Origin of the sequence: Caulobacter sp. SL161 (assembly GCF_026672375.1) — a bacterium.
Lineage (GTDB): Bacteria > Pseudomonadota > Alphaproteobacteria > Caulobacterales > Caulobacteraceae > Caulobacter.
Map to the genome: position 1 here is coordinate 2,556,608 of NZ_JAPPRA010000001.1, position 21,796 is coordinate 2,578,403.

General features: G+C 66.9%; 22 protein-coding genes. 14 read left to right on the forward strand and 8 right to left on the reverse strand.

Annotated elements, in window-relative coordinates:
* Positions 1-76 precede the first annotated feature (76 nt).
* Positions 77-727 carry an alpha/beta hydrolase gene (locus OVA11_RS12415; RefSeq protein ID WP_096051276.1) on the forward strand — a complete coding sequence of 217 codons (651 nt, stop codon included), beginning with the start codon at positions 77-79 and terminating at the stop codon, positions 725-727.
* A 51-nt stretch (positions 728-778) separates the two neighbouring features.
* On the opposite strand, the gene OVA11_RS12420 is transcribed toward OVA11_RS12415, so the two are convergent.
* Positions 779-1,885, reverse strand: coding sequence for an anhydro-N-acetylmuramic acid kinase (locus OVA11_RS12420; protein WP_268067677.1), 1,107 nt, complete (start codon positions 1,883-1,885; stop codon positions 779-781).
* Positions 1,886-1,928: 43 nt separating this feature from the next.
* On the opposite strand from OVA11_RS12420, the gene OVA11_RS12425 reads away from it, so the two are divergent.
* From OVA11_RS12425 to OVA11_RS12445, 5 genes are all read left to right on the forward strand, one after another.
* Positions 1,929-1,979: a hypothetical protein gene (locus OVA11_RS12425; RefSeq protein WP_024265744.1), complete on the forward strand. Its 51-nt coding sequence runs from the start codon at positions 1,929-1,931 to the stop codon at positions 1,977-1,979.
* A 98-nt stretch (positions 1,980-2,077) separates the two neighbouring features.
* Positions 2,078-3,403 carry a tyrosine--tRNA ligase gene (gene tyrS, locus OVA11_RS12430; protein WP_268067678.1) on the forward strand — a complete coding sequence of 442 codons (1,326 nt, stop codon included), beginning with the start codon at positions 2,078-2,080 and terminating at the stop codon, positions 3,401-3,403.
* A 129-nt stretch (positions 3,404-3,532) separates the two neighbouring features.
* Positions 3,533-3,994, forward strand: coding sequence for a peroxiredoxin (locus OVA11_RS12435; RefSeq protein WP_268067679.1), 462 nt, complete (start codon positions 3,533-3,535; stop codon positions 3,992-3,994).
* A gap of 233 nt (positions 3,995-4,227) precedes the next feature.
* Complete coding sequence (locus OVA11_RS12440; protein WP_268067680.1) at positions 4,228-5,379, forward strand: peptidoglycan DD-metalloendopeptidase family protein; 1,152 nt, start codon at positions 4,228-4,230, stop codon at positions 5,377-5,379.
* Positions 5,360-5,845: a bactofilin family protein gene (locus OVA11_RS12445; RefSeq protein WP_268067681.1), complete on the forward strand. Its 486-nt coding sequence runs from the start codon at positions 5,360-5,362 to the stop codon at positions 5,843-5,845. Before OVA11_RS12440 ends, OVA11_RS12445 begins: the two co-directional genes overlap by 20 nt.
* Before the next feature lie 77 nt (positions 5,846-5,922).
* Here the strand turns inward: OVA11_RS12445 and prfB are convergent.
* From prfB to OVA11_RS12460, 3 genes are all read right to left on the reverse strand, one after another.
* A protein-coding gene (gene prfB / locus OVA11_RS12450) for a peptide chain release factor 2 (RefSeq protein ID WP_268067682.1) occupies positions 5,923-7,048 on the reverse strand; the annotation gives its coding sequence in 2 pieces (ribosomal slippage) (positions 5,923-6,978 and positions 6,980-7,048; 1,125 coding nt in all).
* A gap of 68 nt (positions 7,049-7,116) precedes the next feature.
* Positions 7,117-9,486 (reverse strand): penicillin-binding protein 1A, encoded by a 2,370-nt coding sequence (locus OVA11_RS12455; RefSeq protein ID WP_268067683.1) that lies wholly within the window; start codon positions 9,484-9,486, stop codon positions 7,117-7,119.
* A 160-nt stretch (positions 9,487-9,646) separates the two neighbouring features.
* Positions 9,647-10,834 carry an N-acetylmuramoyl-L-alanine amidase family protein gene (locus OVA11_RS12460; RefSeq protein ID WP_268067684.1) on the reverse strand — a complete coding sequence of 396 codons (1,188 nt, stop codon included), beginning with the start codon at positions 10,832-10,834 and terminating at the stop codon, positions 9,647-9,649.
* A 368-nt stretch (positions 10,835-11,202) separates the two neighbouring features.
* Between OVA11_RS12460 and OVA11_RS12465 the strand changes: the two genes are divergently transcribed.
* The 4 genes from OVA11_RS12465 to OVA11_RS12480 all read left to right on the forward strand — a co-directional run bounded on the left by OVA11_RS12465 (position 11,203) and on the right by OVA11_RS12480 (position 16,370).
* The gene (locus OVA11_RS12465) at positions 11,203-11,421 is read left to right on the forward strand and encodes a hypothetical protein (protein ID WP_268067685.1); all 219 of its coding nucleotides are present in this window, start codon (positions 11,203-11,205) and stop codon (positions 11,419-11,421) included.
* Positions 11,345-14,041 (forward strand): Rne/Rng family ribonuclease, encoded by a 2,697-nt coding sequence (locus OVA11_RS12470; protein ID WP_268067686.1) that lies wholly within the window; start codon positions 11,345-11,347, stop codon positions 14,039-14,041. The genes OVA11_RS12465 and OVA11_RS12470 overlap by 77 nt, the downstream gene beginning before the upstream one ends.
* A 142-nt stretch (positions 14,042-14,183) precedes the next feature.
* Positions 14,184-15,605 (forward strand): tetratricopeptide repeat protein, encoded by a 1,422-nt coding sequence (locus tag OVA11_RS12475; protein ID WP_096033370.1) that lies wholly within the window; start codon positions 14,184-14,186, stop codon positions 15,603-15,605.
* Between the two features lie 24 nt (positions 15,606-15,629).
* Positions 15,630-16,370 (forward strand): DsbA family protein, encoded by a 741-nt coding sequence (locus OVA11_RS12480; RefSeq protein ID WP_268067687.1) that lies wholly within the window; start codon positions 15,630-15,632, stop codon positions 16,368-16,370.
* A gap of 139 nt (positions 16,371-16,509) precedes the next feature.
* On the opposite strand, the gene OVA11_RS12485 is transcribed toward OVA11_RS12480, so the two are convergent.
* Together OVA11_RS12485 and thiS are read right to left on the reverse strand one after the other, a co-directional pair.
* On the reverse strand, positions 16,510-17,319 hold the full coding sequence (locus OVA11_RS12485) for a thiazole synthase (RefSeq protein WP_268067688.1): 810 nt from the start codon (positions 17,317-17,319) through the stop codon (positions 16,510-16,512).
* A 129-nt stretch (positions 17,320-17,448) separates the two neighbouring features.
* Positions 17,449-17,649 carry a sulfur carrier protein ThiS gene (thiS, locus tag OVA11_RS12490; RefSeq protein ID WP_010919747.1) on the reverse strand — a complete coding sequence of 67 codons (201 nt, stop codon included), beginning with the start codon at positions 17,647-17,649 and terminating at the stop codon, positions 17,449-17,451.
* A gap of 78 nt (positions 17,650-17,727) precedes the next feature.
* Here thiS and aroQ point away from each other — a divergent pair, with 78 nt between their 5' ends.
* Genes aroQ through aat form a run of 4 tightly spaced genes read left to right on the forward strand, consistent with a single transcriptional unit; the run spans position 17,728 to position 20,760 of the window.
* Positions 17,728-18,168, forward strand: a complete 441-nt coding sequence (aroQ, locus tag OVA11_RS12495) for a type II 3-dehydroquinate dehydratase (protein ID WP_010919748.1) — start codon at positions 17,728-17,730, stop codon at positions 18,166-18,168.
* A gap of 60 nt (positions 18,169-18,228) precedes the next feature.
* Positions 18,229-18,741 (forward strand): acetyl-CoA carboxylase biotin carboxyl carrier protein, encoded by a 513-nt coding sequence (accB, locus tag OVA11_RS12500; protein WP_268067689.1) that lies wholly within the window; start codon positions 18,229-18,231, stop codon positions 18,739-18,741.
* Positions 18,742-18,746: 5 nt separating this feature from the next.
* Positions 18,747-20,093, forward strand: a complete 1,347-nt coding sequence (gene accC, locus OVA11_RS12505) for an acetyl-CoA carboxylase biotin carboxylase subunit (protein WP_268067690.1) — start codon at positions 18,747-18,749, stop codon at positions 20,091-20,093.
* Positions 20,094-20,106: 13 nt separating this feature from the next.
* Positions 20,107-20,760 carry a leucyl/phenylalanyl-tRNA--protein transferase gene (gene aat, locus OVA11_RS12510; protein WP_268067692.1) on the forward strand — a complete coding sequence of 218 codons (654 nt, stop codon included), beginning with the start codon at positions 20,107-20,109 and terminating at the stop codon, positions 20,758-20,760.
* Here aat and OVA11_RS12515 read toward each other — a convergent pair.
* Together OVA11_RS12515 and OVA11_RS12520 are read right to left on the reverse strand one after the other, a co-directional pair.
* A complete protein-coding gene (locus OVA11_RS12515) occupies positions 20,697-21,362 on the reverse strand; it encodes a DUF2155 domain-containing protein (RefSeq protein WP_268067693.1) in 666 nt (221 codons plus the stop codon). The two genes, aat and OVA11_RS12515, sit on opposite strands and share 64 nt — an antisense overlap.
* Before the next feature lie 4 nt (positions 21,363-21,366).
* Positions 21,367-21,762, reverse strand: coding sequence for an NADH:ubiquinone oxidoreductase subunit NDUFA12 (locus tag OVA11_RS12520; RefSeq protein ID WP_096033375.1), 396 nt, complete (start codon positions 21,760-21,762; stop codon positions 21,367-21,369).
* Between the last annotated feature and the right edge of the window lie 34 nt (positions 21,763-21,796).

The following is a 21,796-nucleotide window of genomic DNA, read 5'->3' on the forward strand; positions in this document are numbered from 1 at the left end:
AAGACCAAGCGCGGCGGTCAAGTATTCCGGCCCTCAAAAAGGCCGGGCTCCGCCGTGGCCAGCTGAAGGGGACGACATGCCTGATGTGATTTTGACCGGCGCGTCCGGCCGGATCGAAGGTCGCTATTCTCCGGGCAAGACCGAAACGGCGCCGATCGCGCTGATCCTGCATCCGCACCCCAAGGCCGGCGGTCACATGAACCACCCGGTCTCGGTGCAACTGTACCACCTGTTCATGAAGCGTGGTTTCGCGACCCTGCGCTTCAATTTCCGCGGCGTGGGCCGCAGCCAGGGCGAGTTCGACGCCGGCATCGGCGAGCTGGCCGATGCGGCCACGGCTCTGGACTGGCTGCAGACCAGCAACCCGACCGCCAGCCAGACCTGGGTCGCCGGTTTCGACTTCGGCGCCTATATCGGCATGCAGCTCCTGATGCGTCGCCCGGAAACGGACGGCTTCATCTCGGTGTCGCCGCCGACCAACATGTACGATTTCAGCTTCCTGGCCCCCTGCCCGGCCTCGGGCCTGTTCCTCACCGGTTCGGCCGACACCATCACCCCGCCGGTCGAGGTGGAGCGCGTGGTCACCAAGCTACGCACCCAGAAGGGCATCACGATCGACTACGAGGTCATCGACAAGGCCACCCACTTCTGGGCCGAGCACCTGCCCAGCGTCGAGAAGAGCGTCAGCGACTATCTCGACAAGCGCCTGGCGGAAAACCCGATCTAGGGCTTAGCTCAGATGTCTCGAAGGCCTCCCCACGGGGAGGCCTTTTTCGTTTCAGGGCTGAACGATCCGGCCGCCGGTCATGGGCGCTTTCACGCCCGTGGTGCCCGGGAAGCTGATCGGCAGACCCATGGCGGTCCGCGCCGCGAGGTACGCGAAGGCCTCGGCCTCGATGCTGTCGCCGCGCCAGCCATAGGCCTCGGCGCTTTTCACCGGCACGGGCGCTCGTGCGGCCAGGGTCTGCATGATCGCTGGATTGTGCCGCCCGCCGCCGCAGACGATCAGAGCGCTGGGCGTCTGGCCGGTCTGGGCGAAGGCCTTGAACACCGCCTCGGCGGTAAAGGCCACCAGGGTCGCCGCCGCATCCTCAGCGGAGAGATGATCGACCGGGGTCAGGGCGAAGTCGTAGCGGTCCAGCGACTTGGGCGCCGGAGCGTCGAAATAGGGACTGTCGAGCAGCGCCGCCAGCACGGCCTCATCCACGCGGCCGGTCAAGGCCAGACGGCCGTCTTCGTCGAAGCGGCCAAGCCCCCTCGCCTGCAGCATCAGATCGATCATGCCGTTGCCGGGACCCGTGTCGAAGGCCAGCAAGTCGCCGTCTGCCCCGATCAGGGTGATGTTGGCGACCCCGCCGACGTTCAGCGCCGCCACGGGCGCCGCCAGACCCGAGGCCCGGGCGCGGGCGGCGTGGTAGATCGGCGCCAGCGGCGCGCCCTCCCCGCCGGCGGAGACATCGGCGGTGCGGAAGTCAAACGCCACCGGACGCCCGCAGAGGCGCGCCAGGCGATCGGCGTCGAGCAGTTGCACCGTCCGCCCCACCCGCTCCGCCGTCGGGCGCTCGTGCAATACCGTCTGGCCGTGGACGCCCAGCAGGTCGAATTCGCTCCAGGAGAGACCGTGCTCATCCAGAAAGCTCTCGGCGGCCTGGAAGTGCTCGTCGGCCACGGCGCGCCGGGCTTCGTCGAAGATCGCCGGCTCGGGCGCGCCACGCGGCCAAGCGCGGGCGATGTCGGTGGTTATGAGCAACAGATCGCGGGTCGCCTCCCGCAGCTTGCGCTCCCCCGCCGGCCCGAAGGCGTGGATCTCGACGCCGTCGGTCTCCAGCACCGCCATGTCGACCGCGTCCAGCGAGGTGCCGGTCATGAATCCCAGGATCTTCATGGGAACGTTGACTGCCATGCCCGTTAAACGGTAGCTAGGCCCCATGATCGACGCTTTCGTCCTGGCCCGCCCCTATTACCGCCCGCTGCCATAGCGGGAGGCCGACCAGACACGTCGCTTAGCCCCCGCCTCGCCGGGGTCGCTTTCTTTCCAGTCGATCATGCGCTCCGGTCGCTCACCCCGGAGTCTGAAATGAAACCCTCACACACTGACCAAGCCGTGCTAGACGGCCCGCCACGTCAACCAGAGAGTCGATCCATGTCCGCCGCCTCGTCCTTCAAGTCAGAGTTCCTGCGAACCCTGGAGGCGCGCGGCTACATCCACCAGATCACCCATCCGGAGGAATTGGACACGGCGGCGCAAGGCGGCCCGATCGTCGCCTACATCGGTTTCGACGCCACCGCGCCCAGCCTGCACGTCGGTTCGCTGATCCAGATCATGCTGCTGCGCCGCCTGCAGCAGGCCGGCCATAAGCCGATCGTCCTGATGGGCGGCGGCACGACCAAGGTCGGCGATCCCACGGGCAAGGACGAGAGCCGCAAGCTGCTGAGCGACGCCGACATCCAGGCCAATATCGCGGGCATCAAGACGGTGTTCTCGAAGTTCCTGACCTTCGGCGACGGCCCCACCGACGCGATCATGGTCGACAACGACGTCTGGCTGTCGAAGTTTGGCTACGTGCAGTTCCTGCGCGAGTACGGCGTGCACTTCACGGTCAACCGGATGCTGGCCTTCGACTCGGTCAAGCTGCGCCTCGAGCGCGAACAGCCGATGACGTTCCTCGAGTTCAACTACATGCTGATGCAGGCGGTGGACTTCCTGGAACTGAACCGCGCCCATGGCTGCGTGCTGCAGATGGGCGGCTCGGACCAGTGGGGCAACATCCTGAACGGCGTCGAGCTGACGCGCCGCGTCGACCAGAAGAGCGCCTTTGGCCTGACGACGCCGCTGCTGGCTACGGCTTCCGGCGCCAAGATGGGCAAGACGGCCGCCGGCGCGGTGTGGCTGAACGCCGAGCAGCTGAGCCCCTACGACTACTGGCAGTTCTGGCGCAACACCGAGGACGCCGACGTCGGCCGCTTCCTGAAGCTGTTCACCGACCTGCCGCTGGACAAGATCGCTGAGCTGGAGGCGCTGCAAGGCGCTCAGATCAACGAAGCCAAGAAGGTGCTGGCCGATGAGGCCACCCGCATGGCCCACGGCGAGGAAGAGGCTCGCAAGGCTCGCGACGCCGCTGAAAAGGCATTCGAGCAAGGCGCGCTGTCAGCGGACCTGCCGACCTATGAGATCACGGCGGCGGACCTGGACGCCGGCGTCGTTCTGGCGGCCCTGTTCGCTGACGCGGGTCTGGCCGGGTCGCGCGGCGAGGCCCGACGTCTGGCCCAAGGCGGCGGCCTGAAGGTCAACGACAAGGCCGAAGCCGACGCCAACCGCTTGATCACCGCCGCCGACCTCGTCGAGGGCGTCGTCAAGCTGGCGGCGGGCAAGAAGAAGATCGTGTTGGTGAAGCCCGTTTAGTTACCAGTTGACTGTCATCCCGGCCGCAGCGTAGCGGAGAGCCGGGACCGCCAAGGACTCATGAGCTTGCGGTGGTCCCGGATCGCGCTTTGCGCGTCCGGGATGACAGCTTTCTAGGAGATGCGTTCGATGCTGCAGCCCGGCGACAAGGCCCCCGATTTCGACCTGCCGACCGACACCGGTCGCGTCAGCCTGTCGGCCCTCAAGGGCAAGAACGTCGTCCTGTACTTCTATCCCAAGGACGACACCGCCGGCTGCACCTCCGAGGCGCTGCAGTTCTCGTCGGAAGTCGAGGAGTTCCAGAAGCTGGGCGCGGTGATCATCGGCGTGTCCAAGGACAGCGCCGCCTCGCACGCCAAGTTCCGCACCAAGCACGACCTGACCATCGAACTGGCCGCCGACACGCTGGGCGATGTCGTCGAGTCCTACGGAGCCTGGGTCGAGAAAAGCATGTACGGCCGCAAGTACATGGGCATCGATCGCTCGACCTTCCTGATCGACCGCGAAGGCGTCATCCGCGAGATCTGGCGCAAGGTGAAGGTGCCTGGCCACATCAAGGCGGTCATGAACGCCGCCAAGGCCATCAAATAGACCTCGCCTCGCGCGCCTGAGACGCGCGCGACTGTTGCAGCAAGGCATCGGCCTGTGGCGTTTCAGCGCAGCACCGTGGGTCTGGCGTGGCCGTTTCAGTCAGAGATCGTTAAGGATTGGGGCGCACAGTCCAATTTTGTGACTCGCGCTCCCTTTGGGCGCGAAGACGCTTGCGCGCTTCCATTTTATCATTGCATATCGCCGGGACCTGAAACGGGGGGTTTCCTGGGGCGATGGCGATCAAACGCTTCAAGCGACTGCGGCAATCTCTGGAAGCCCTATTTCCTGAACGGCACATCTACATCCGCTCCGGCGGCGAGATGCGCGGCTATGTCTTCTCGACCAACAAGCAACTGCTGGGCGCCGCCGGCGTGGCCGTCGGTGCGCTGTGGATGGGCGTCTGCACGGCAGCGATGATGGTCAACGCCCTGGCGGTCAGCTCGACCGACCAGCAGGTCATCAAGCAAAAGGCTTACTACGAGCGCCTGAACGCTGATCGTCAGGCCCGCCTGAACAGCGCTGTGGCGCAACTTTCCGCCACCAACGGCTCTCTGGAAGAACTGGCCGCCTCGGTCGAGAAGCGCCACGCCGCGCTCGCCCTGCTGGTCTCTGACTTCAAGGGCGTACCCGGCGCCGCCGAAGCGCTGCAGGTCGCCAAGCCTCGCCTCCTGGCCGCCAGTCCGGTGCAACGGGTGCAGGCCACCCGGATGGATCAGGAGCGCCTGATCGACGCCGCCGAGAGCTTCGCCAAGAGCCGCGCCGAGCGCCTGCGCCTGGCCATGCGGATGGCCGGTCTGGACGCGGGCAACTACACCGGTCGCGGCGTGTCGCTGGGCGGTCCGCTGATCGAGGCCAAGGATCCTCGCGCCCTCGCCGCTGTGCTGGACGTGGACGAAGAGTTCGCCACCCGCATCCAACGCGCTGCGAACGACATGTCGGACATGCGATCGCTGGGCGCGGCGGCCAAGAAGCTGCCCTTCTATCGCCCGACCAGCAATCCGGCCCTGTCGTCCAGCTATGGTGTGCGGTTTGATCCGTTCACCCGACGCCCCGCTTTCCATTCCGGCCTGGACTTCCCGGGTGGCTATCACACGCCGATCATGGCCACCGCTCCGGGCGTGATCTCGTTCACCGGCGTGCGCTCTGGCTATGGCAAGACGGTCGAGATCGACCACGGCGGCGGCTTCAAGACCCGTTACGCCCACCTCGCCACGATCAGCGTTCGCGTCGGCGAGCGGGTGGCCATCGGATCGCGGGTCGGCGGCATGGGTTCGACCGGCCGCTCGACCGGTCCGCACCTACACTACGAAGTCTGGGTCAACGGTAAGGCCCAGAATCCCAACCGCTTCTTGAAGGCTGGTGAGTATGTTCAGCAAGCAAGCTAAGTCGAACACCAAAGCTCCGGCCCGCATCGAGCCGCTGCCGACGCCCATGGCCGCCGCCCCGGCCGAGCCCGCGCGTCGCGCGCCCCCCAAGGTCGCTTCGCTGCTGTCAGCCGACCTGACCATCGAGGGCGGCGTCACCGGCGAAGGCGAACTGCAGATCGACGGGGTGGTCAAGGGCGACGTCCGCGTGGGTCGCCTGACCGTCGGCGAAACCGGCCATGTCGAGGGTTCGGTCTATGCCGAGGCGGTCGAGGTGCGCGGCCGCGTGGTCGGCGCGATCACCTCCAAGCAGGTTCGGCTCTACGGCACCTCGTATGTCGATGGCGACATCACCCACGAGCAGCTGGCCATGGAAACCGGCGCCTTCTTCCAGGGCCGCAGCCTGAAGTTCCAGCGCCCGGCGCCCGCGCCGTCGCAACCCGCGCCGCATCCCGAGCATCTGGCGATCGCCAAGAGCGCCGGCTAAGACGGGCCGAAGCTGAAAACGATAACGCCCCGGATCGCTCCGGGGCGTTTTCTTTTGGTCGCTCGGCCCCAGCGCTCTTAAGACGCCTCGCCGCCGTCGCGGGTGTGACCCACGCGCTGGGCCAGGGACGCGGCCATGAAGGCGTCGAGATCGCCGTCAAGAACCCCTTGGGTGTCGGAAGTCTCGACGTTGGTCCGCAGGTCCTTGACCATCTGGTAGGGCTGCAGGACGTAGCTGCGGATCTGGTGACCCCAGCCGATGTCGGTCTTCTGGTCTTCCAGCGCCTGCTGCGCGGCTTCGCGCTTCTGGAGTTCGGCTTCATAGAGGCGCGCGCGCAGCATCTTCCAGGCCTCTTCGCGGTTCTGGTGCTGCGAACGGCCGGCCTGGCAGGCGACCGCGATGCCGGTCGGAATGTGCGTCAGACGCACCGCCGAGTCGGTCTTGTTGATGTGCTGACCGCCGGCGCCGGAAGCGCGATAGGTGTCGGTCCGCACGTCGGACGGATTGATCTCGATCTCGATGTTGTCGTCGACGACCGGATAGACCCAGGCCGAGGCGAACGAGGTGTGACGGCGCGCGCTGCTGTCATACGGGCTGATCCGCACCAGGCGGTGGACGCCCGCCTCGGTCTTCAGCCAGCCATAGGCGTTGGCGCCCTTGACCAAGAGGGTCGCGGACTTGATGCCGGCTTGGTCGCCGTCGGTCTCTTCGATCAGCTCGGTCGTCATGCCGTGGGCGTGGGCCCAGCGGGTGTACATGCGCAGTAGGATGCCGGCCCAGTCGCAGGACTCGGTGCCGCCGGCGCCGGAGTTGATTTCGACATAGCAGTCGTTGCCGTCAGCTTCGCCCGACAGCAGCGCCTCGAGCTCGGCGCGACCGGCGCGTTCCTTCAGCGACTTCAGCTGGGCGCGGGCGTCGTTGAGGGAGTCCTCGTCAGACTCCATCTCGGCCAACTCGGCGTATTCGAGGGCGTCTTTGAGGTCGCGCTCGATCGACTGCACGGCCTCGACCTTGGCGGCCAGGTTCGCGCGTTCGCGCGACACGGCCTGGGCCTCGGACGGACGGTCCCACAGGGTCGGGTCCTCGACCCGGGCGTTCAGCTCATCGAGCTTGCGGAGAGCGACGTCCCAGTCAAAGACGCCTCCTGAGCAGTCCCACGGACTGCTCGATGTCGGCCGCAGCGGCCTCGACATCCGGTCGCATCACGTTACTCCGTGACAGTGTTGAAGGGCGCGGGAGATAACTTGCGTCGCTTCCTCGCGCAATGGACGTCAGTAAAGCCCGCTCAGCGGATCCGGCTTTTGGGTGGGCTTGCCAGGCTGCGCCGCAGGCGGCGGAACCGGCGGCAGGCCCGGCGGAAGCTCCTGGTAGGGGATCGGACCGTCGGTCGGCGCGACCTCGACCTTGGGCTCAGTGCCGGGGCGGAAGGCCTCGCGCACGCCGCGCACCATAGCGAACTTGGCGTTCTTCGGCGGCTTGAAGTCGACCACCGGCTGGCCCTCCAGCGCCACCTTCATGAAGTCCATGAACATCGGCACGGGGCCGGTCGCGCCGGTTTCGCCCTCGCCCAGCGACCGGTTGTCGTCGAAGCCGATGAAGACGCCGACGATCAGGTTGGGCGAATAGCCGACGAACCAGGCGCTACGGTACTCGTTGGTCGTGCCGGTCTTGCCCGCCAGGGGCCGCCCCAGCGAACTGACGGCGGCGGCGGTGCCGCGCTGGACTACGCCCTGCAACATAGAGGTGACCTGATAGGCGGTGACCGGGTCCATGACCTGCTCTCCCGGCGCGGCGAATCGCGGGCTCTCGTCGCCGTTGAACCCGGCGTCGCAGCGTTCGCAGTCGCGCTTGTCGGCGCGGAAGATCACCTTGCCCTCGCGGTCCTGGACCAGCTCGATCAGATGGGGTTCGACCCGCCGGCCGCCGTTGACGAACGGGGCGTAGGCGGCGGTCAGCTTGAACGGCGTCGTCTCCCCCGCCCCCAGGGCCATGGCGAGCACCGGATCCATGTCGCGAACCACGCCGGTGCGCTTGGCGAAGTCGACGATCTTCTTCATGCCGACGCCCTGGGCCAGGCGCACGGTCATGGCGTTGATCGACTGCTCCAGGCCCTTGCGCAGCGGCTGCGCGCCGTAGAACTCCTTGTGGTAGTTCTCCGGGCTCCACTCCTCGCCGTTCGCGCCCTTGAAGGTGATGGCGCTGTCGACGATCACGCTGGCGGGCGTGTAACCGTTCTCCAGGGCTGCGGCGTAGACGAACGGTTTGAACGACGAACCCGGCTGCCGCATCGCCTGGGTGGCGCGGTTGAAGTTGGACAGTGAGTAGCTGTAGCCGCCGACCAGGGCCACGACCCGGCCCGTATAGGGTTCCATCGCCACCAGGGCGCCGTTGACCGCCGGAATCTGTCGCAGGCGGTAGCCGCCTTGGGCGGCCTTTTCCACAAAGACGAGATCTCCAGCCTTCAAGCCCTTGCCGGCCTTGGCCCAGGTCATGTCCTCGGAAACGATCTGGCCTTCGCCCTCACCCTTGACGAGACGGACGCGGCCATCGTTGCCGGTCACCAGCGCCGCACGCCATTGGCGACGCTCGGACGGCGCGGCCTTGGCCAGGGCTTTCTTTTCCCAGTTCAGGTCGCTGGGTTCGATCCGTCCCCAGGCGCCGCGCCAGCCGTGGCGGCGATCATACTTCTCAAGGCCGTCCATCAACGCCACCCGCGCCGCCGTCTGCAGGCGCGGATCCAGCGTGGTGCGCATGTAGTAGCCGCCTTCGTTGAGGCGCGGACCAAGGGTCGCCATGCCCCGCTGGCGGACTTCCTCGACGAAGTAGTCTGCGTCGCGATAGGCGGCCCGTTTTGGCGCTGCCTGGACGACCAGCGGTTCGGCCATGGCCTTCTGGGCGTCGGCCTTGGACACCCAGCCCTGCTCCGCCATCTGGCCCAGCACCCAGTTGCGGCGGGTGATCGCCTTGGCCCGATTGCGGATCGGGTGGTAGTTGTCCGGCCCCTTGGGTAGCGAGGCCAGATAGGCGCACTCGGCTAGGGTCAGATCCGGCAGAGCCTTGCCGAAATAGTTGTAGGCGGCCGCGCCGACGCCAAACGAGCGGTAGCCCAGCCAGATTTCGTTCAGATAGAGCTCAAGGATCTGCTGCTTGGTCAGCGACTGCTCCAGGCGATGGGCCAGGATGGCTTCCTTGAACTTGCGCCCGACCGTAGCGTCGGAGGTCAGCAGGACGTTCTTGGCCACCTGCTGGGTGATCGTGGAGCCGCCTTCCAGGCGACGCCCACGCACGGCGTTGCCGACATTCTTGATCATCGCCCGCGACAGACCGCCGACATCGACGCCGCCGTGCTGGAAGAAGTTGCGGTCCTCGGCCGCCAGGAACGCCTGCGCCAGCTGTGGCGGGATCTGGTCGTAGGGGATGAAGATCCGGCGTTCCTTGGAGTACTCGCCGATCAGGGTGCCGTCCCAGGCATAGACGCGCGTCGCGGTCGGCGGGCGATAGTCCTGCAACTCACCGGCGTCGGGCATGTCGTGGAACAGCCAGGCGGCATAGATCGCGATCGCGAATCCCGCGACGGCGATCGCCGACAGCACCGCCACGCCCGCGATGGCCATCCATCGTTCGGTGGGTTTCAGATCCACGCGACCTCCGTCGAACGGGCCCCCTCGCCCGCCATGCTCACTTCACTAGATCGCTTGGCGCGGAACCGTAAGCGGTTTCGCGGTCGCACCTAGCACGGCGCGGCGCGATCGATCTTGCCTGTGATTAGAGCGCGACAGTCGAAAGGGGAAGCGTGGTCGCCTAAGACTTGCGAAGACCCGAGGAGAAATAGGCTTCGATTGAGTCCGCGACAGCATCCACGAGGCGCGCGCGGCTGGCCTTGGAACTCAGGAATGCTTCGTCATCGGGATTGGTGATGAAGCCCATTTCGAGCAGGACGGCCGGCACGTCAGGTGCGAGCAGCACGATAAAGCCCGCATCGCGATGACTACGGCGAAGCAAGGCGGTCTCCTCGCCCACATTGGCCAGGAGCAACTGGGCGAAGGCGGCGGAACGGTTCTTGGTCGCACGTTGCGACAGGTCCAGCAGGATCTGGCTGACCGCCCGGTCGCGGCCCGGCATATTGGCCTTCATCAGCCAATCATCCTTCTCCAGAACCAGGCCGACGCGATCGGCGCCCTTTTCGGAGAGGGTGTAGACCGAGGCGCCGCGCGTCGTCGCGTCCGGACCGGAGTCGGCGTGCAGCGAGATAAACAGGTCGGCGTCGGCCCGACGCGCGATCTGCACGCGCGATTCGAGCGGAACGAAGGTGTCAGTCTCGCGCGTCAGCACGACCTGGAAGCGCCCAGTGCGTTCAAGCCGCTCCTTCAGCGCCTTGGCGGCCGCGAGCGTGACCTCCTTTTCGTAGATGTTGGCGCCGACCGCGCCGGAGTCCTTGCCGCCGTGGCCGGCGTCGATCACGACCACCTTCTTCAGGCGCAGGGGCGCTGCTTTGACAGGCGTAGACGCCAAGGCCAGACGCGGGGTTTGCGGCGCGACCGCGCCATCCACGGCCTTGAGGTCAATGACATAGCGATAGGCCGTGGCGCCATCGCCCGGCGGCAACAGGAACCGGCGGCGGATTTCTACCTTGCCGGCGAGGTCCAGGCGCAGGCGCGCGCCGCCGGCGGCCTCGTCGATCAGCCAGCGCTTCACCAGGCCTTGCCCAGCGCCCTGCAGGTCGCCGGAAACCATGACGTTGGGCAGCGCGATGACGAGACGTTGATCGGCCATGCCATCGGACAGCAGTCTGCCGGCGGCGGCGCGGTCCAGGTCGATGACGACCCGCGTTTCGACACGATCGCCGCCGAAACGAACCTTCTGGACGCCGGCGGGCGCGGCGGGTCCCTTGGCCGTGGCGACAGCCACGCCGGCCAGAGTCACACCGCCGACGATCAGCAAGGCCCTGACCCAGCCCATACGAGCGAAATTGATGAGACCTCTACGCATTCGCGCCCGCGATGCCCGGAACTGGTGAACTGGAGCTCAATATCGATCGGGCCCGGTAGCGAAAGGGTTAAGTCGCGTTCAAACCGCGAAACCTTTTCTTTTGCGCGCCGATGTGGCTACAGTCCCGCCGCACGCGAAATCCGTGATCGTCACGACTCCGCGTGAGCCGTTCAGGCGTCGAATTTGGTCTTGAACCTCTTTCGACACTGGAGCGGCAGATTAGATAGTGTTCGAGACGCGGTCGACCTGGCGGGTAAGACGCCTGCAGAGACGCCGCGCCACGGGGCCCGCGTCGGGCTCAAACGCCGTCCTGGCGACGACGCGCCATCCAATCCCGCGCCTGGCGCGGTAGGGACAAACGAACCTTAATGGGCTGCGCCGCACCCGACCGCCTTTGGCACCTGACCCTTCGCAACCGCGCTGACGGTGCGACGGTCGGCGACGCGCGCGCCCTTCATTCATATCGGCGACCGGGCCAAGCGCCCGCAGCGCGCCGCGGAGAATTCCTTTATGTCGAAGAAGATGCTGATCGACGCAGCACACGCCGAAGAGACGCGTGTGGTCGTCGTGGACGGTACCCGGGTTGAAGAGTTCGATTTCGAGAGCCAAACCCGCAAACAGCTTCGTGGAAACATCTATCTCGCCAAGGTGACGCGCGTCGAACCCAGCCTGCAGGCTGCGTTCATCGAGTACGGTGGTAACCGTCACGGTTTCCTGGCGTTCAACGAGATCCACCCCGACTACTACCAGATCCCGGTCGCCGACCGCGAAGCGCTGATGCGCGACGACTCCGGCGACGACGAGGACGACACGCCGATCTCGCGTCGCGCCTCGGGCGGTGACGACGAAGACGACGTCAATGGCGGCGAACGCGCGGTCGACGACGACGAGGACGACGTCGAAGAAGAACTGGCGCGCCGCAAGCGCCGCCTGATGCGCAAGTACAAGATCCAGGAAGTGATCCGCCGCCGGCAGATCATGCTGGTTCAGGTCGTCAAGGAAGAGCGCGGCAACAAGGGCGCGGCCCTGACCACCTACCTGTCGCTGGCTGGCCGCTACGGCGTCCTGATGCCCAACACCGCCCGTGGCGGCGGCATCAGCCGCAAGATCACGGCGGTCACGGACCGCAAGCGCCTCAAGAGCGTCGTCCAGAGCCTGGACGTGCCGCAGGGCATGGGCCTGATCGTCCGCACGGCCGGCGCCAAGCGCACCAAGGCCGAGATCAAGCGCGACTACGAGTACCTGCTGCGTCTGTGGGAGAACATCCGCGAGAACACGCTGCACTCGATCGCGCCGGCGCTGATCTACGAGGAAGAAGACCTCGTCAAACGCGCCATCCGCGACATGTACGACAAGGACCTGGACGGCATCTGGGTCGAGGGCGACGCCGGCTACAAGGAAGCGCGCGACTTCATGCGCATGCTGATGCCGAGCCAGGCCAAGAAGGTCTTCAACTACCGCGACCCGACCCCGCTGTTCGTGAAGAACAAGATCGAGGACCATCTGGCCCAGATCTATTCGCCGGTCGTGCCGCTGCGCTCGGGCGGCTATCTGGTGATCAACCAGACCGAAGCGCTCGTCGCCATCGACGTCAACTCGGGCAAGGCCACGCGCGAGCGCAACATCGAGGCCACCGCGCTGAAGACCAACTGCGAAGCAGCCGAGGAAGCCGCTCGTCAGCTGCGTCTGCGCGACCTGGCCGGCCTGATCGTCATCGACTTCATCGACATGGATGAAGCCAAGAACAACCGCACAGTCGAGAAGGTCCTGAAGGACGCGCTCAAGGACGATCGCGCGCGCATCCAGATGGGCAAGATCTCGGGCTTTGGCCTGATGGAGATCAGCCGCCAGCGTCGCCGCACCGGCGTGCTGGAAGGCACCACCCATGTCTGCGAACACTGCGAAGGCACGGGCCGTGTCCGTTCGGTGGAGTCCAGCGCCCTGGCCGCCCTGCGCGCCGTCGAGGCCGAGGCCCTGAAGGGCTCGGGCAGCGTGATCCTGAAGGTCTCGCGCTCGGTCGGCCTCTACATCCTCAACGAGAAGCGCGATTACCTGCAGCGTCTGCTGACAACGCATGGTCTGTTCGTGACGGTCGTCGTCGATGACAGCCTGCACGCGGGCGATCAGGAGATCGAGCGCACCGAGCTGGGCGAACGCATCGCCGTGGCCCCGCCGCCCTTCGTCGAGGAAGACGACGACTTCGATCCGAACGCCTACGAGGACGAGGAAGAAGAAGACGACGTCATTCTCGATGACGAGGACGACGCCGATCGCGAGGACACCGATGACGACGAGGCGGCGACGCGCAAGTCGGCGCGTGATGACGAGCGCGGCGACCGCAAGGGCCGTCGCGGGCGTCGCGACCGCAACCGCGGCCGCGGGCGTCGCGACGAGCGGGATGGCGAGACCGAGTCCGAGGACGAGGACGTCGTGGCCGAAGGCGCGGACGAGGATCGCGCCGAGTTTGGCGATGATGATGAGGGCGGTCGTCGTCGCCGTCGCCGCGGTCGTCGCGGCGGCCGTCGTGGCGGGCGCGAGGACGGCGATCGTCCGACCGACGCCTTCGTCTGGATCCGGCCGCGGGTGCCCTTCGGCGAGAACGTCTTCACCTGGCATGATCCGGCTGCGCTGGTCGGCGGTGGCGAGTCGCGTCGTCCGGCGCCCGAGCCGCGCGTCGAGGCCGCCGCCGAGGCTGCGCCGCGTCCCGAGCGGGCCGAGCGCGAAGAGCGCCCTGGCCGTGAACGTGGCCGTCGGGGTCGTGACCGGGGCCGTCGCCAGCGCGACGAGGCGCCGGTCGCCGAGGTGACCTCGGTGGAAAGCGCGACTGTCGAGGCTGCGGAGCCGTTCGAGGCCCCCATCCTGGCGCCGCCGGTGATCGCCGGACCGCCGGCCGATGTTTGGGTCGAACTGCCGGAAGTCGAGGAAGCGCCCAAGAAGCCCAAGCGCTCACGGTCGCGCGGCAAGAAGGCGACTGAAGCGTCCGTCGAAGCGGTCGACACCGTGACCGAGGTCGCGGCGGAGGCGCCCGCCTCTGAGACCGCTGAACCCGAAGCGGTCGAGGTCGCTCCGCCGGCCCCCGCGGTCGAGGCTGCGCCAAAGCCGGCGCCGGTCGTCGAAGCCGTCGAGGAGGCCAAACCGGCCGAGCCGGATCCGAACGAAATCACCGCGCCGCCCGAAAAGCCCCGTCGGGGCTGGTGGCGCCGGTAAGGTCGAATGACAACGGCCCGCGCGTCTCCCGATGCGCGGGCCGAATTCTTTCACGGCGACGGTGCGAACCCTTGTTCCCTCGCCGTCGCGATCCAAGTTAGATTGGTCAGGGTTCGCGGGGGCGCGATCTGGAGATCACTTGATGACCTCGCGTAGTGGGCGAGCCGGTAAGAGATTGGGCGCGGCGATCTGCGCGCTCGCCGTTCTCGCGTCCACCGTTTCGGCGCCCCAACTTGCGAACGCGCAGAACGACGGTCCTTCCCTGATCCGGGACACCGAGATCGAAGAGATCCTGCATCGCGACTCCGACCCGATCTTCGCCGCCGCCGGTCTGGACCCGAAGAATGTGCGGATCCTCATCGTCGGCGACAAATCGCTGAACGCCTTCGCGACCCAGGGCCTGCAGATGGGCCTGAATACGGGCCTGATCCTACAGACCGAGAACCCGAATCAGCTGCGCGGCGTCATTGCGCACGAGACGGGTCACCTCGCCGGCGGCCACCCCATCCGCTCCGACGAGATGATGCGCGCAGGCCTCAAGCCGATGATCCTGACCATGGGTCTTGGCGTTCTGGCTGCTCTGGCGGGCGCGCCGGACGCTGGCGCGGTGCTGATCGGCAACGCTCAATACGCCGGAGCCCTCGGCGCGCTGGGTTACAGCCGTGAACAGGAATCGCGGGCCGACCAGGCCGGCGCCGGCTTCCTGGAAGCCACCGGCCAATCCGGGCGGGGTCTCGTCGAGTTCTTCGACAATTTCCGCTATCAGGAAGTGTTCGATCAGGCGCGGCGGTTCGCCTATTTCCGCAGCCACCCCCTCTCGTCCGAGCGGATCGAGGTGCTGCGCAGCCGTGTCGAGCGCCTGCCGCACTACAACGCCGTCGATACGCCCGAGGATCTGGCCCGGCACGAGGTGATGAAGGCCAAGCTTGAGGGCTTCCTGAATCCCCAGATCGCGCTGATGAAGTACAAGGAGACCGATACCGGGTTTCCGGCCCGCTATGCGCGCTCGATCGCCTACTACCAGATGAAGGAGCCCGATCGGGCCCTGAAGCTGCTGGACGGCCTGATCGCCGACCACCCCGACAATCCCTATCTCTGGGAGCTGAAGGGGCAGATCCTTTTTGAATTCAATCGTGTGGAACAGGCCGAAGAGCCCCAGCGCCGCTCGGTGGCGCTGAAGCCGGACGCCGCGCTGCTCCGCATCAATCTGGGCCAGACCCTGATCAATCTGAACGATCCCAAGAAGGTCGAGGAAGGCGTTCAGGAGCTGAAGCGCAGCCTGCTGAATGAGCCCGACAACCCGGTGACCTGGCGCCTCCTGGCGCAGGCCTACGACAAGCAGAAGAAGGACGGCGAGGCTCGCCTGGCCACCGCCGAGCAATATTTCTCACTGGGCGCCGTTCGCGAGGCCAAGGTCTTTGCGATGCGCGCCCGGGAGCTCCTGACCAAGAACACGCCCGACTGGCGCCGCGCCACGGACATCGTGCTGGCGTCCCGTCCCTCGAACCAGGAACTCAAGGACCTGGCCAAGGACGGCGTCATGCCCTCCAATCCCGGCCGCTGACCGGCCACGCATCCAGAGATTTCGATGACCATGCTTCGCCGCGCTGCGACCTTCGCCGTCCCGTTGGCCATCGCCGGCCTCACCCTCGCCGGCTGCGACCAGTCCAAGCCGGACAAGGCGTTCGGTGAAAAGGTCCGGGCCTATCTGATCGAGCACCCCGAGGTGCTGATGGAGGCCAGCCAGAAGCTGCAGGAGAAACAGGCGGCCCAGCAGGCGGTCTCATCGCAGAAGGCCATCGGCGAGTATCGTCAGGCGATCGAACGCGACCCGCGCGATATCGTCATCAATCCGACTGGCACGATCACGGTGACCGAGTTCTTCGACTACCGTTGCGGCTTCTGCCGTCAGGCCACGCCGGCGGTGCTCGAGCTCGTCCAGAAGAACCCCGACATCCGGCTGGTGCTGAAGGACTTCGTGATTTTCGGCAACGACAGCGAGGCGGCCGCGCGCATCGCCCTGGGCGCCAAGGACCAGGGCAAGAGCATGGAACTGCACAAGGCGCTGATGGCCGAGAACGCGCTCGACGCCAGGGGCGCCCTGCGCATCGCCGAGGGACTGGGCGTCGACATGGCCAAGGCCAAGGCCGTCGGCGAGAGCCAGGCCGTCACCCAGCATCTGGCCGACACCGACGCGCTGGCCCGCGCCCTGAACCTGTCGGGCACGCCCGCCTTCATCGTCGGCGACACCCTGGTGCCCGGCGCGGACATCAACGCCCTGAAGCTGGCGATTGAACAGACGCGGGCGGCGCGGGCAAAGGCGGGTTGATGACGATCCTTCCGCCCCCTCTGGGGGCGGACGATCGCGCAAAGCGCGGTCAGGTGGGGGCTAACCGGCGCTTGCAGAGCCCCACTCGCCCCCTCCGCGCCTACGGCGCTCCTCCCCCATGGGGGGAAGAAGGATCGGCTCAGATCAGCCCCGCCAGCGGCGAGCTGGGATCGGCGTAGAGCCGCTTCTGCATCCGGCCGGCCAGATAGGCCTCGCGGCCGGCGATCACCGCGTGCTTCATCGCCTTGGCCATGCGGATCGGGTCCTTGGCCTCGGCGATGGCGGTGTTCATCAGGATGGCGTCGCAGCCCAGTTCCATGCCGATCGCCGCGTCGGACGCCGTGCCAACGCCGGCGTCGACCAGGACCGGCACCTTGGCGTTCTCGATGATGATGCGCAGGTTGACGCGGTTCTGGATGCCCAGACCGGAACCGATCGGCGCGCCCAGCGGCATGATCGCCACCGCGCCCGCGTCTTCCAGCTTGCGGGCGTAGACCGGGTCGTCCGAGCAGTAGACCATGACCTGGAACCCGTCGGCGACCAGCAGCTTCAGCGAGCGCAGGGTCTCTTCCATGTCCGGAAACAGGGTCTTGGGGTCGCTGAGGACCTCCAGTTTGACGAGGTCCCAGCCGCCAGCCTCGCGGGCTAGGCGCAGCGTCCGCACCGCGTCCTCGCCGGTGAAACAGCCGGCGGTGTTGGGCAGATAGGTGAACTCGGTCGGTTTGACGTAGTCGACCAGCAAAGGCTGGCTCGGATCGGTCAGGTTCACGCGCCGAACGGCCACCGTGACGATCTCGGCCCCGGCCGCGCGGGCGGCGGCGGCGTTGGTCGCATAGTCCTTGTACTTGCCCGTGCCGACGATCAGGCGCGAGCGGAAGGTGCGGCCGGCGACGGTCCAGGTCTCGTCGCTGTCAGCGGTGACGGAGTCGGGGGAAACATGCGCGTTCATGCGGCTGGTTTACGCCCCCATCCTTTCCCTGTCATCCCGGGCGAAGACCCGGGACCACAACAAACACGGCGCATCCCGAGGTCCCGGCTCGGCGTGCTTCGCACTTGGCCGGGATGACAGCCTTTAAGGTCAACCGCCGCCGATAAAGGTGACGATCTCGATCCGGTCGCCATCGGCCAGCGCCGTGTCGGCATAGCTGGACCTCGGTGCGATCTCGAGATTGCGCTCGACCGCCACCTTGCGGGCGTCCAGGCCCAGCATGGTCACAAGATCAGCGATCGTGACCACGCCGGCCACGTCCCGCTCTTCCCCGTTCAGTAAAAGCCTCATCTCTCCTCCGAAGCGAGCCGTGCTTGTGACCCGGCGGAACCGGCTATACAAGACCCTCGGAATCGACGGCGGAGCCGCATGGTAAAACCGATCCACGTGCTGAGCGGGCCCAACCTCAACCTGTTGGGAACACGCGAGCCCGAGATTTACGGCAAGGACACCCTCGATGATGTCCGGACGCGCTGTGAGGCGCGGGCGGCTTCGCGTGGCGTTTCGGTGGTCTTCCGCCAGTCCAACCATGAAGGCGTGCTGATCGATTGGGTGCACGAGGCGCGTGAGTCGGCCTCTGCGCTGGTCATCAATCCGGCCGGATACGGCCACACGTCGATTGCGCTGCTGGATGCGCTCAAGACCTTGAGCATCCCCGTGATCGAGTGTCACTTGTCCAACCCGGCGGCGAGGGAGGAATTCCGCCGCCATACCTACGTTTCGCTGGCGGCCACGGGGATCGTCTCCGGGTTCGGCGCGGCGAGTTACGAACTGGCGATCGAGGCCGCTTTCGGCCTGATCCGCGCATAGCAACGATAACGTCCGGCGTTTTCCGCCGCCCGGCGCATCAGAAGAACAAGGTAAGCTTCCATGTCGAACCCCAAGGCCCCCGCCGATCCGGTCGAAGCTCCCGCGATCGACGCCCGTCTGGTCCGCAAGATCGCGGACATCCTGAAGGACACGGGTCTGTCCGAGATCGAAGTCGAGCATGCCGGCCTGAAGATCCGCGTCGCGCGTGAACTGACCGCCGCGCCCGTCAACTACGTCCAGGCCGCCGCCCCGGCCTACGCGCCGGCTCCGGCCGCCGCCCCGGCCCCGGTCGCCGCCGCGCCGGCCCCCGCCGCCGAGGCCGTTCCGGCCGCAGTGCGTGGCGACGCCGTGAAGTCGCCGATGGTCGGCACCGCCTATCTCTCGCCCCAGCCGGGCGCTGACGCCTTCGTGAAAGTCGGCGACACCGTCGCGGCCGGTCAGACCCTGCTGATCGTCGAAGCCATGAAGACCATGAACCCGATCGCCGCGCCGAAGGCCGGCAAGATCGTCGAGATCCTGGTTGACGACGCCCAGCCCGTCGAGTTCGGCGAGCCGCTCGTCGTCATCGAGTAAAGCTCATGTTCGACAAGATCCTCATTGCGAACCGGGGCGAGATCGCGCTCCGGGTTCACCGCGCCTGTAAGGAAATGGGCATCGCCACCGTGGCGGTCCATTCCGAGGCTGACCGCAACTCCATGTGGGTGCGTCTGGCCGACGAAAGCGTCTGCATCGGGCCGGCGCCCGCCGCCAAGAGCTATCTGAACATCCCGTCGATCATCGCGGCCGCCGAGATCACCGGCGCCCAGGCGATCCACCCGGGCTACGGCTTCCTGTCGGAAAACGCCCGCTTCGCCGAGATCGTCGGCGCGCACGGCTTCACCTTCATCGGTCCCAAGCCCGAGCACATCCGGATGATGGGCGACAAGATCACCGCCAAGCAGGCCGTGAAGGACGCCGGCATCCCGGTCGTTCCCGGCTCGGACGGCGGCGTCTCGACCGAGGAAGAGGCCTTCGAGGCCGCCGAGAAGATCGGCTTCCCGGTGCTGATCAAGGCCGCCGCCGGCGGCGGCGGGCGGGGGATGAAGGTCGCCCAGACCCGCGAAGATCTGGCCGAAGCGGTCTCGACCGCCCGCGCCGAGGCTCGCGCCGCCTTCGGCGACGATACGGTCTATATGGAGCGCTACCTCCAGAAACCGCGCCACATCGAGCTGCAGGTCATCGCCGACAGCCACGGCAACGTCGTGCACCTGGGCGAACGCGACTGCTCGTTGCAGCGCCGTCACCAGAAGGTGCTGGAGGAAGCCCCCTCGCCCGCCCTATCCGCCGAAGGTCGGGCCAAGATCGGCAAGATCGTCGTCGATGCCGTCAAGGCCATCGGCTATCTCGGCGTTGGGACCATCGAGTTCCTGTGGGAAAACGACGAGTTCTTCTTCATCGAGATGAACACCCGCCTGCAGGTCGAACACCCGGTCACCGAAGCCATCACCGGCATCGACCTGGTGCGCGAGCAGATCCGCATCGCCGCCGGCCTGCCGCTGTCGTTCACCCAGGACGACGTCGTCTTCGAAGGCCACGCCATCGAGTGCCGGATCAACGCCGAGAACGCGCGGACCTTCACGCCCTCGCCGGGCGTGATTACCGACTTCCACGCGCCTGGCGGCCTGGGTGTTCGCCTGGATTCGGCGATCTACACCGGCTACGCGATCCCGCCGTACTACGACAGCCTGATCGGCAAGCTGATCGTGCACGGCCGTGACCGCGCCGAATGCATCGCCCGCCTGAAGCGTTGCCTGGGCGAGATGGTGGTCGGCGGCGTCGAAACCACGATCCCGCTGTTCCAGGACCTCCTGGTGCAGCCCGACATCCTGGCCGGCGACTACAACATCCACTGGCTGGAACGCTGGATCAAAGCTCAAGAAGCCTGATCCGGGGCCGGCGATGGAAGACGCCTTCACGGTCGACGACCTGATCGCCTGCTATGCGCGCGGCGTCTTTCCGATGGCCGACGCACGAGAGGACGAGAGCCTCTTTCTGATCGATCCCGAGCGGCGCGGTGTGCTGCCGCTCGGGACTTTCCATATTCCCAAGCGCCTGGCCCGCACGGTTCGCAATGGACCGTACGAGGTTCGCGTCGACACCGCCTTCGACGCGGTGATCGAGCACTGCGCCGCCTCGCGGCCCGGACGGCTTGACACCTGGATCAACCATCCGATCCAGCGGCTCTATGGCCAGCTCTACGCCCGCGGGCTCGCCCACAGCGTCGAGACGTGGCTGGACGATGAGCTTGTCGGCGGACTCTACGGCGTGTCGCTGGGCGGGGCGTTCTTTGGTGAGAGCATGTTCTCGACCGCGCGCGACGCCAGCAAGGTGGCGCTGGTGCATCTCGTCGCGCGCTTGATCGCGGGCGGGTACGAGTTGCTGGACACCCAGTTTCTCACCGAGCATCTGGCGCAGTTCGGCGTCACGGAGATCAGCCGCGCGGACTACCGCCGCCGGCTATCCAAGGCCCTGGCGACGCCGGGCGACTTCTACGGCTTGGCGGGCGGCGCGACGGGGATCGACTGCTTGCAGGCGATCAGCCAGGCGTCATAGACCGGGTGTTGCAGCGGGTTCAGGCCCGGCGAGCTGGCGTACATCCAACCCTTGTAGATCTGGCGTCCCGGAGGCGCGGCGCGGCCGGCCTGGGCCTTGGGCTGGGTGTCGACCACCACATAGGCCGCCGACTCCGGCGCGACCTCGTCGGCGGCGGCGGTTTCGCAAGCCCGCACGGTGAAGATCAGGGTCTTGTACCGGATCGGCTGACCGATCGGGACCTCGAACCGCATGGTTTCGGTCGTGACCTTGTCCAGCGCCTGCAAGATGGCCACCGAATAGCGCGCCCGCTTGGCGGGCTCGGCGGGCTTGGTCGCCGCCGGCGGTTTGACCTGGGTGGCGGCTCCCGGCGCGGGTGACGCGGGCGGATTAGGGTTCGCCGTGGCGGGCGCGACCTGAACGGGCTGGGCGGGCCGTAGTTCTCCGACCGGCGTCGGCGGTGCAGGTCGCGGAGCGGGCGCCACCGGCGCTGGGGTCGCGGCGGGCGCGCTGGCCGGAGTCTGAGCCTGAGGCGTTCCTGCCTGACGCGCGACAGCGATACCTGCCACGGCCAAGCCGGACAGGACGCTCACTGCCGCGATCAGGGACGCCCGGCGGGCCATGCCCCTATTCCGGCGACCAGGCTTGATAGTCACTCGTCGCCGCCGGGCGCTCGCCGCCGCGGGTCAGCGAACCCTGGGGACGCCAGGCGTGCACGGTGCCGGTCAGGTTCGGGAGCGTGTCCTTCTCCCATTCGCGACGCTTCAGCGGCGCGCGGGTCGGCGGCTCGTCCAGCGTGTAGTGCAGCCAACCGCTCCACTCCGCAGGGACCTTCGAGGCTTCGGCATAGCCGTTGTAGATCACCCAACGACGCTTGTGACGGTCGTAGCTGTCGCTGTTGTCGCGCGCCTCGAAATAGCGGTTGCCGTAGTCGTCCTGACCCACGAAGACGCCGCGGCGGCCAATGTGGAAACGCTGCCCGAGGGTCGCGCCGTTCCACCACGTGAAGATCGCTTTCAGCACTACGTTCGCACCTGAATCTGCAAGGCTTTGCTCG

Excerpts from the sequence above, each read along its gene's own strand:
- OVA11_RS12475 (WP_096033370.1), top strand. The coding sequence starts at position 14,184 with ATGACCTCGCGTAGTGGGCGAGCCGGTAAGAGATTGGGCGCGGCGATC.
- OVA11_RS12435 (WP_268067679.1), top strand. The coding sequence starts at position 3,533 with ATGCTGCAGCCCGGCGACAAGGCCCCCGATTTCGACCTGCCGACCGAC.
- OVA11_RS12470 (WP_268067686.1), top strand. The coding sequence starts at position 11,345 with ATGTCGAAGAAGATGCTGATCGACGCAGCACACGCCGAAGAGACGCGT.
- OVA11_RS12460 (WP_268067684.1), bottom strand. The coding sequence starts at position 10,834 with ATGCGTAGAGGTCTCATCAATTTCGCTCGTATGGGCTGGGTCAGGGCC.
- OVA11_RS12480 (WP_268067687.1), top strand. The coding sequence starts at position 15,630 with ATGACCATGCTTCGCCGCGCTGCGACCTTCGCCGTCCCGTTGGCCATC.
- OVA11_RS12415 (WP_096051276.1), top strand. The coding sequence starts at position 77 with ATGCCTGATGTGATTTTGACCGGCGCGTCCGGCCGGATCGAAGGTCGC.
- OVA11_RS12465 (WP_268067685.1), top strand. The coding sequence starts at position 11,203 with ATGGGCTGCGCCGCACCCGACCGCCTTTGGCACCTGACCCTTCGCAAC.
- OVA11_RS12420 (WP_268067677.1), bottom strand. The coding sequence starts at position 1,885 with ATGAAGATCCTGGGATTCATGACCGGCACCTCGCTGGACGCGGTCGAC.
- accC (WP_268067690.1), top strand. The coding sequence starts at position 18,747 with ATGTTCGACAAGATCCTCATTGCGAACCGGGGCGAGATCGCGCTCCGG.
- OVA11_RS12485 (WP_268067688.1), bottom strand. The coding sequence starts at position 17,319 with ATGAACGCGCATGTTTCCCCCGACTCCGTCACCGCTGACAGCGACGAG.
- thiS (WP_010919747.1), bottom strand. The coding sequence starts at position 17,649 with ATGAGGCTTTTACTGAACGGGGAAGAGCGGGACGTGGCCGGCGTGGTC.
- OVA11_RS12445 (WP_268067681.1), top strand. The coding sequence starts at position 5,360 with ATGTTCAGCAAGCAAGCTAAGTCGAACACCAAAGCTCCGGCCCGCATC.
- OVA11_RS12440 (WP_268067680.1), top strand. The coding sequence starts at position 4,228 with ATGGCGATCAAACGCTTCAAGCGACTGCGGCAATCTCTGGAAGCCCTA.
- accB (WP_268067689.1), top strand. The coding sequence starts at position 18,229 with ATGTCGAACCCCAAGGCCCCCGCCGATCCGGTCGAAGCTCCCGCGATC.
- OVA11_RS12515 (WP_268067693.1), bottom strand. The coding sequence starts at position 21,362 with ATGGCCCGCCGGGCGTCCCTGATCGCGGCAGTGAGCGTCCTGTCCGGC.
- aroQ (WP_010919748.1), top strand. The coding sequence starts at position 17,728 with ATGGTAAAACCGATCCACGTGCTGAGCGGGCCCAACCTCAACCTGTTG.
- aat (WP_268067692.1), top strand. The coding sequence starts at position 20,107 with ATGGAAGACGCCTTCACGGTCGACGACCTGATCGCCTGCTATGCGCGC.
- tyrS (WP_268067678.1), top strand. The coding sequence starts at position 2,078 with ATGAAACCCTCACACACTGACCAAGCCGTGCTAGACGGCCCGCCACGT.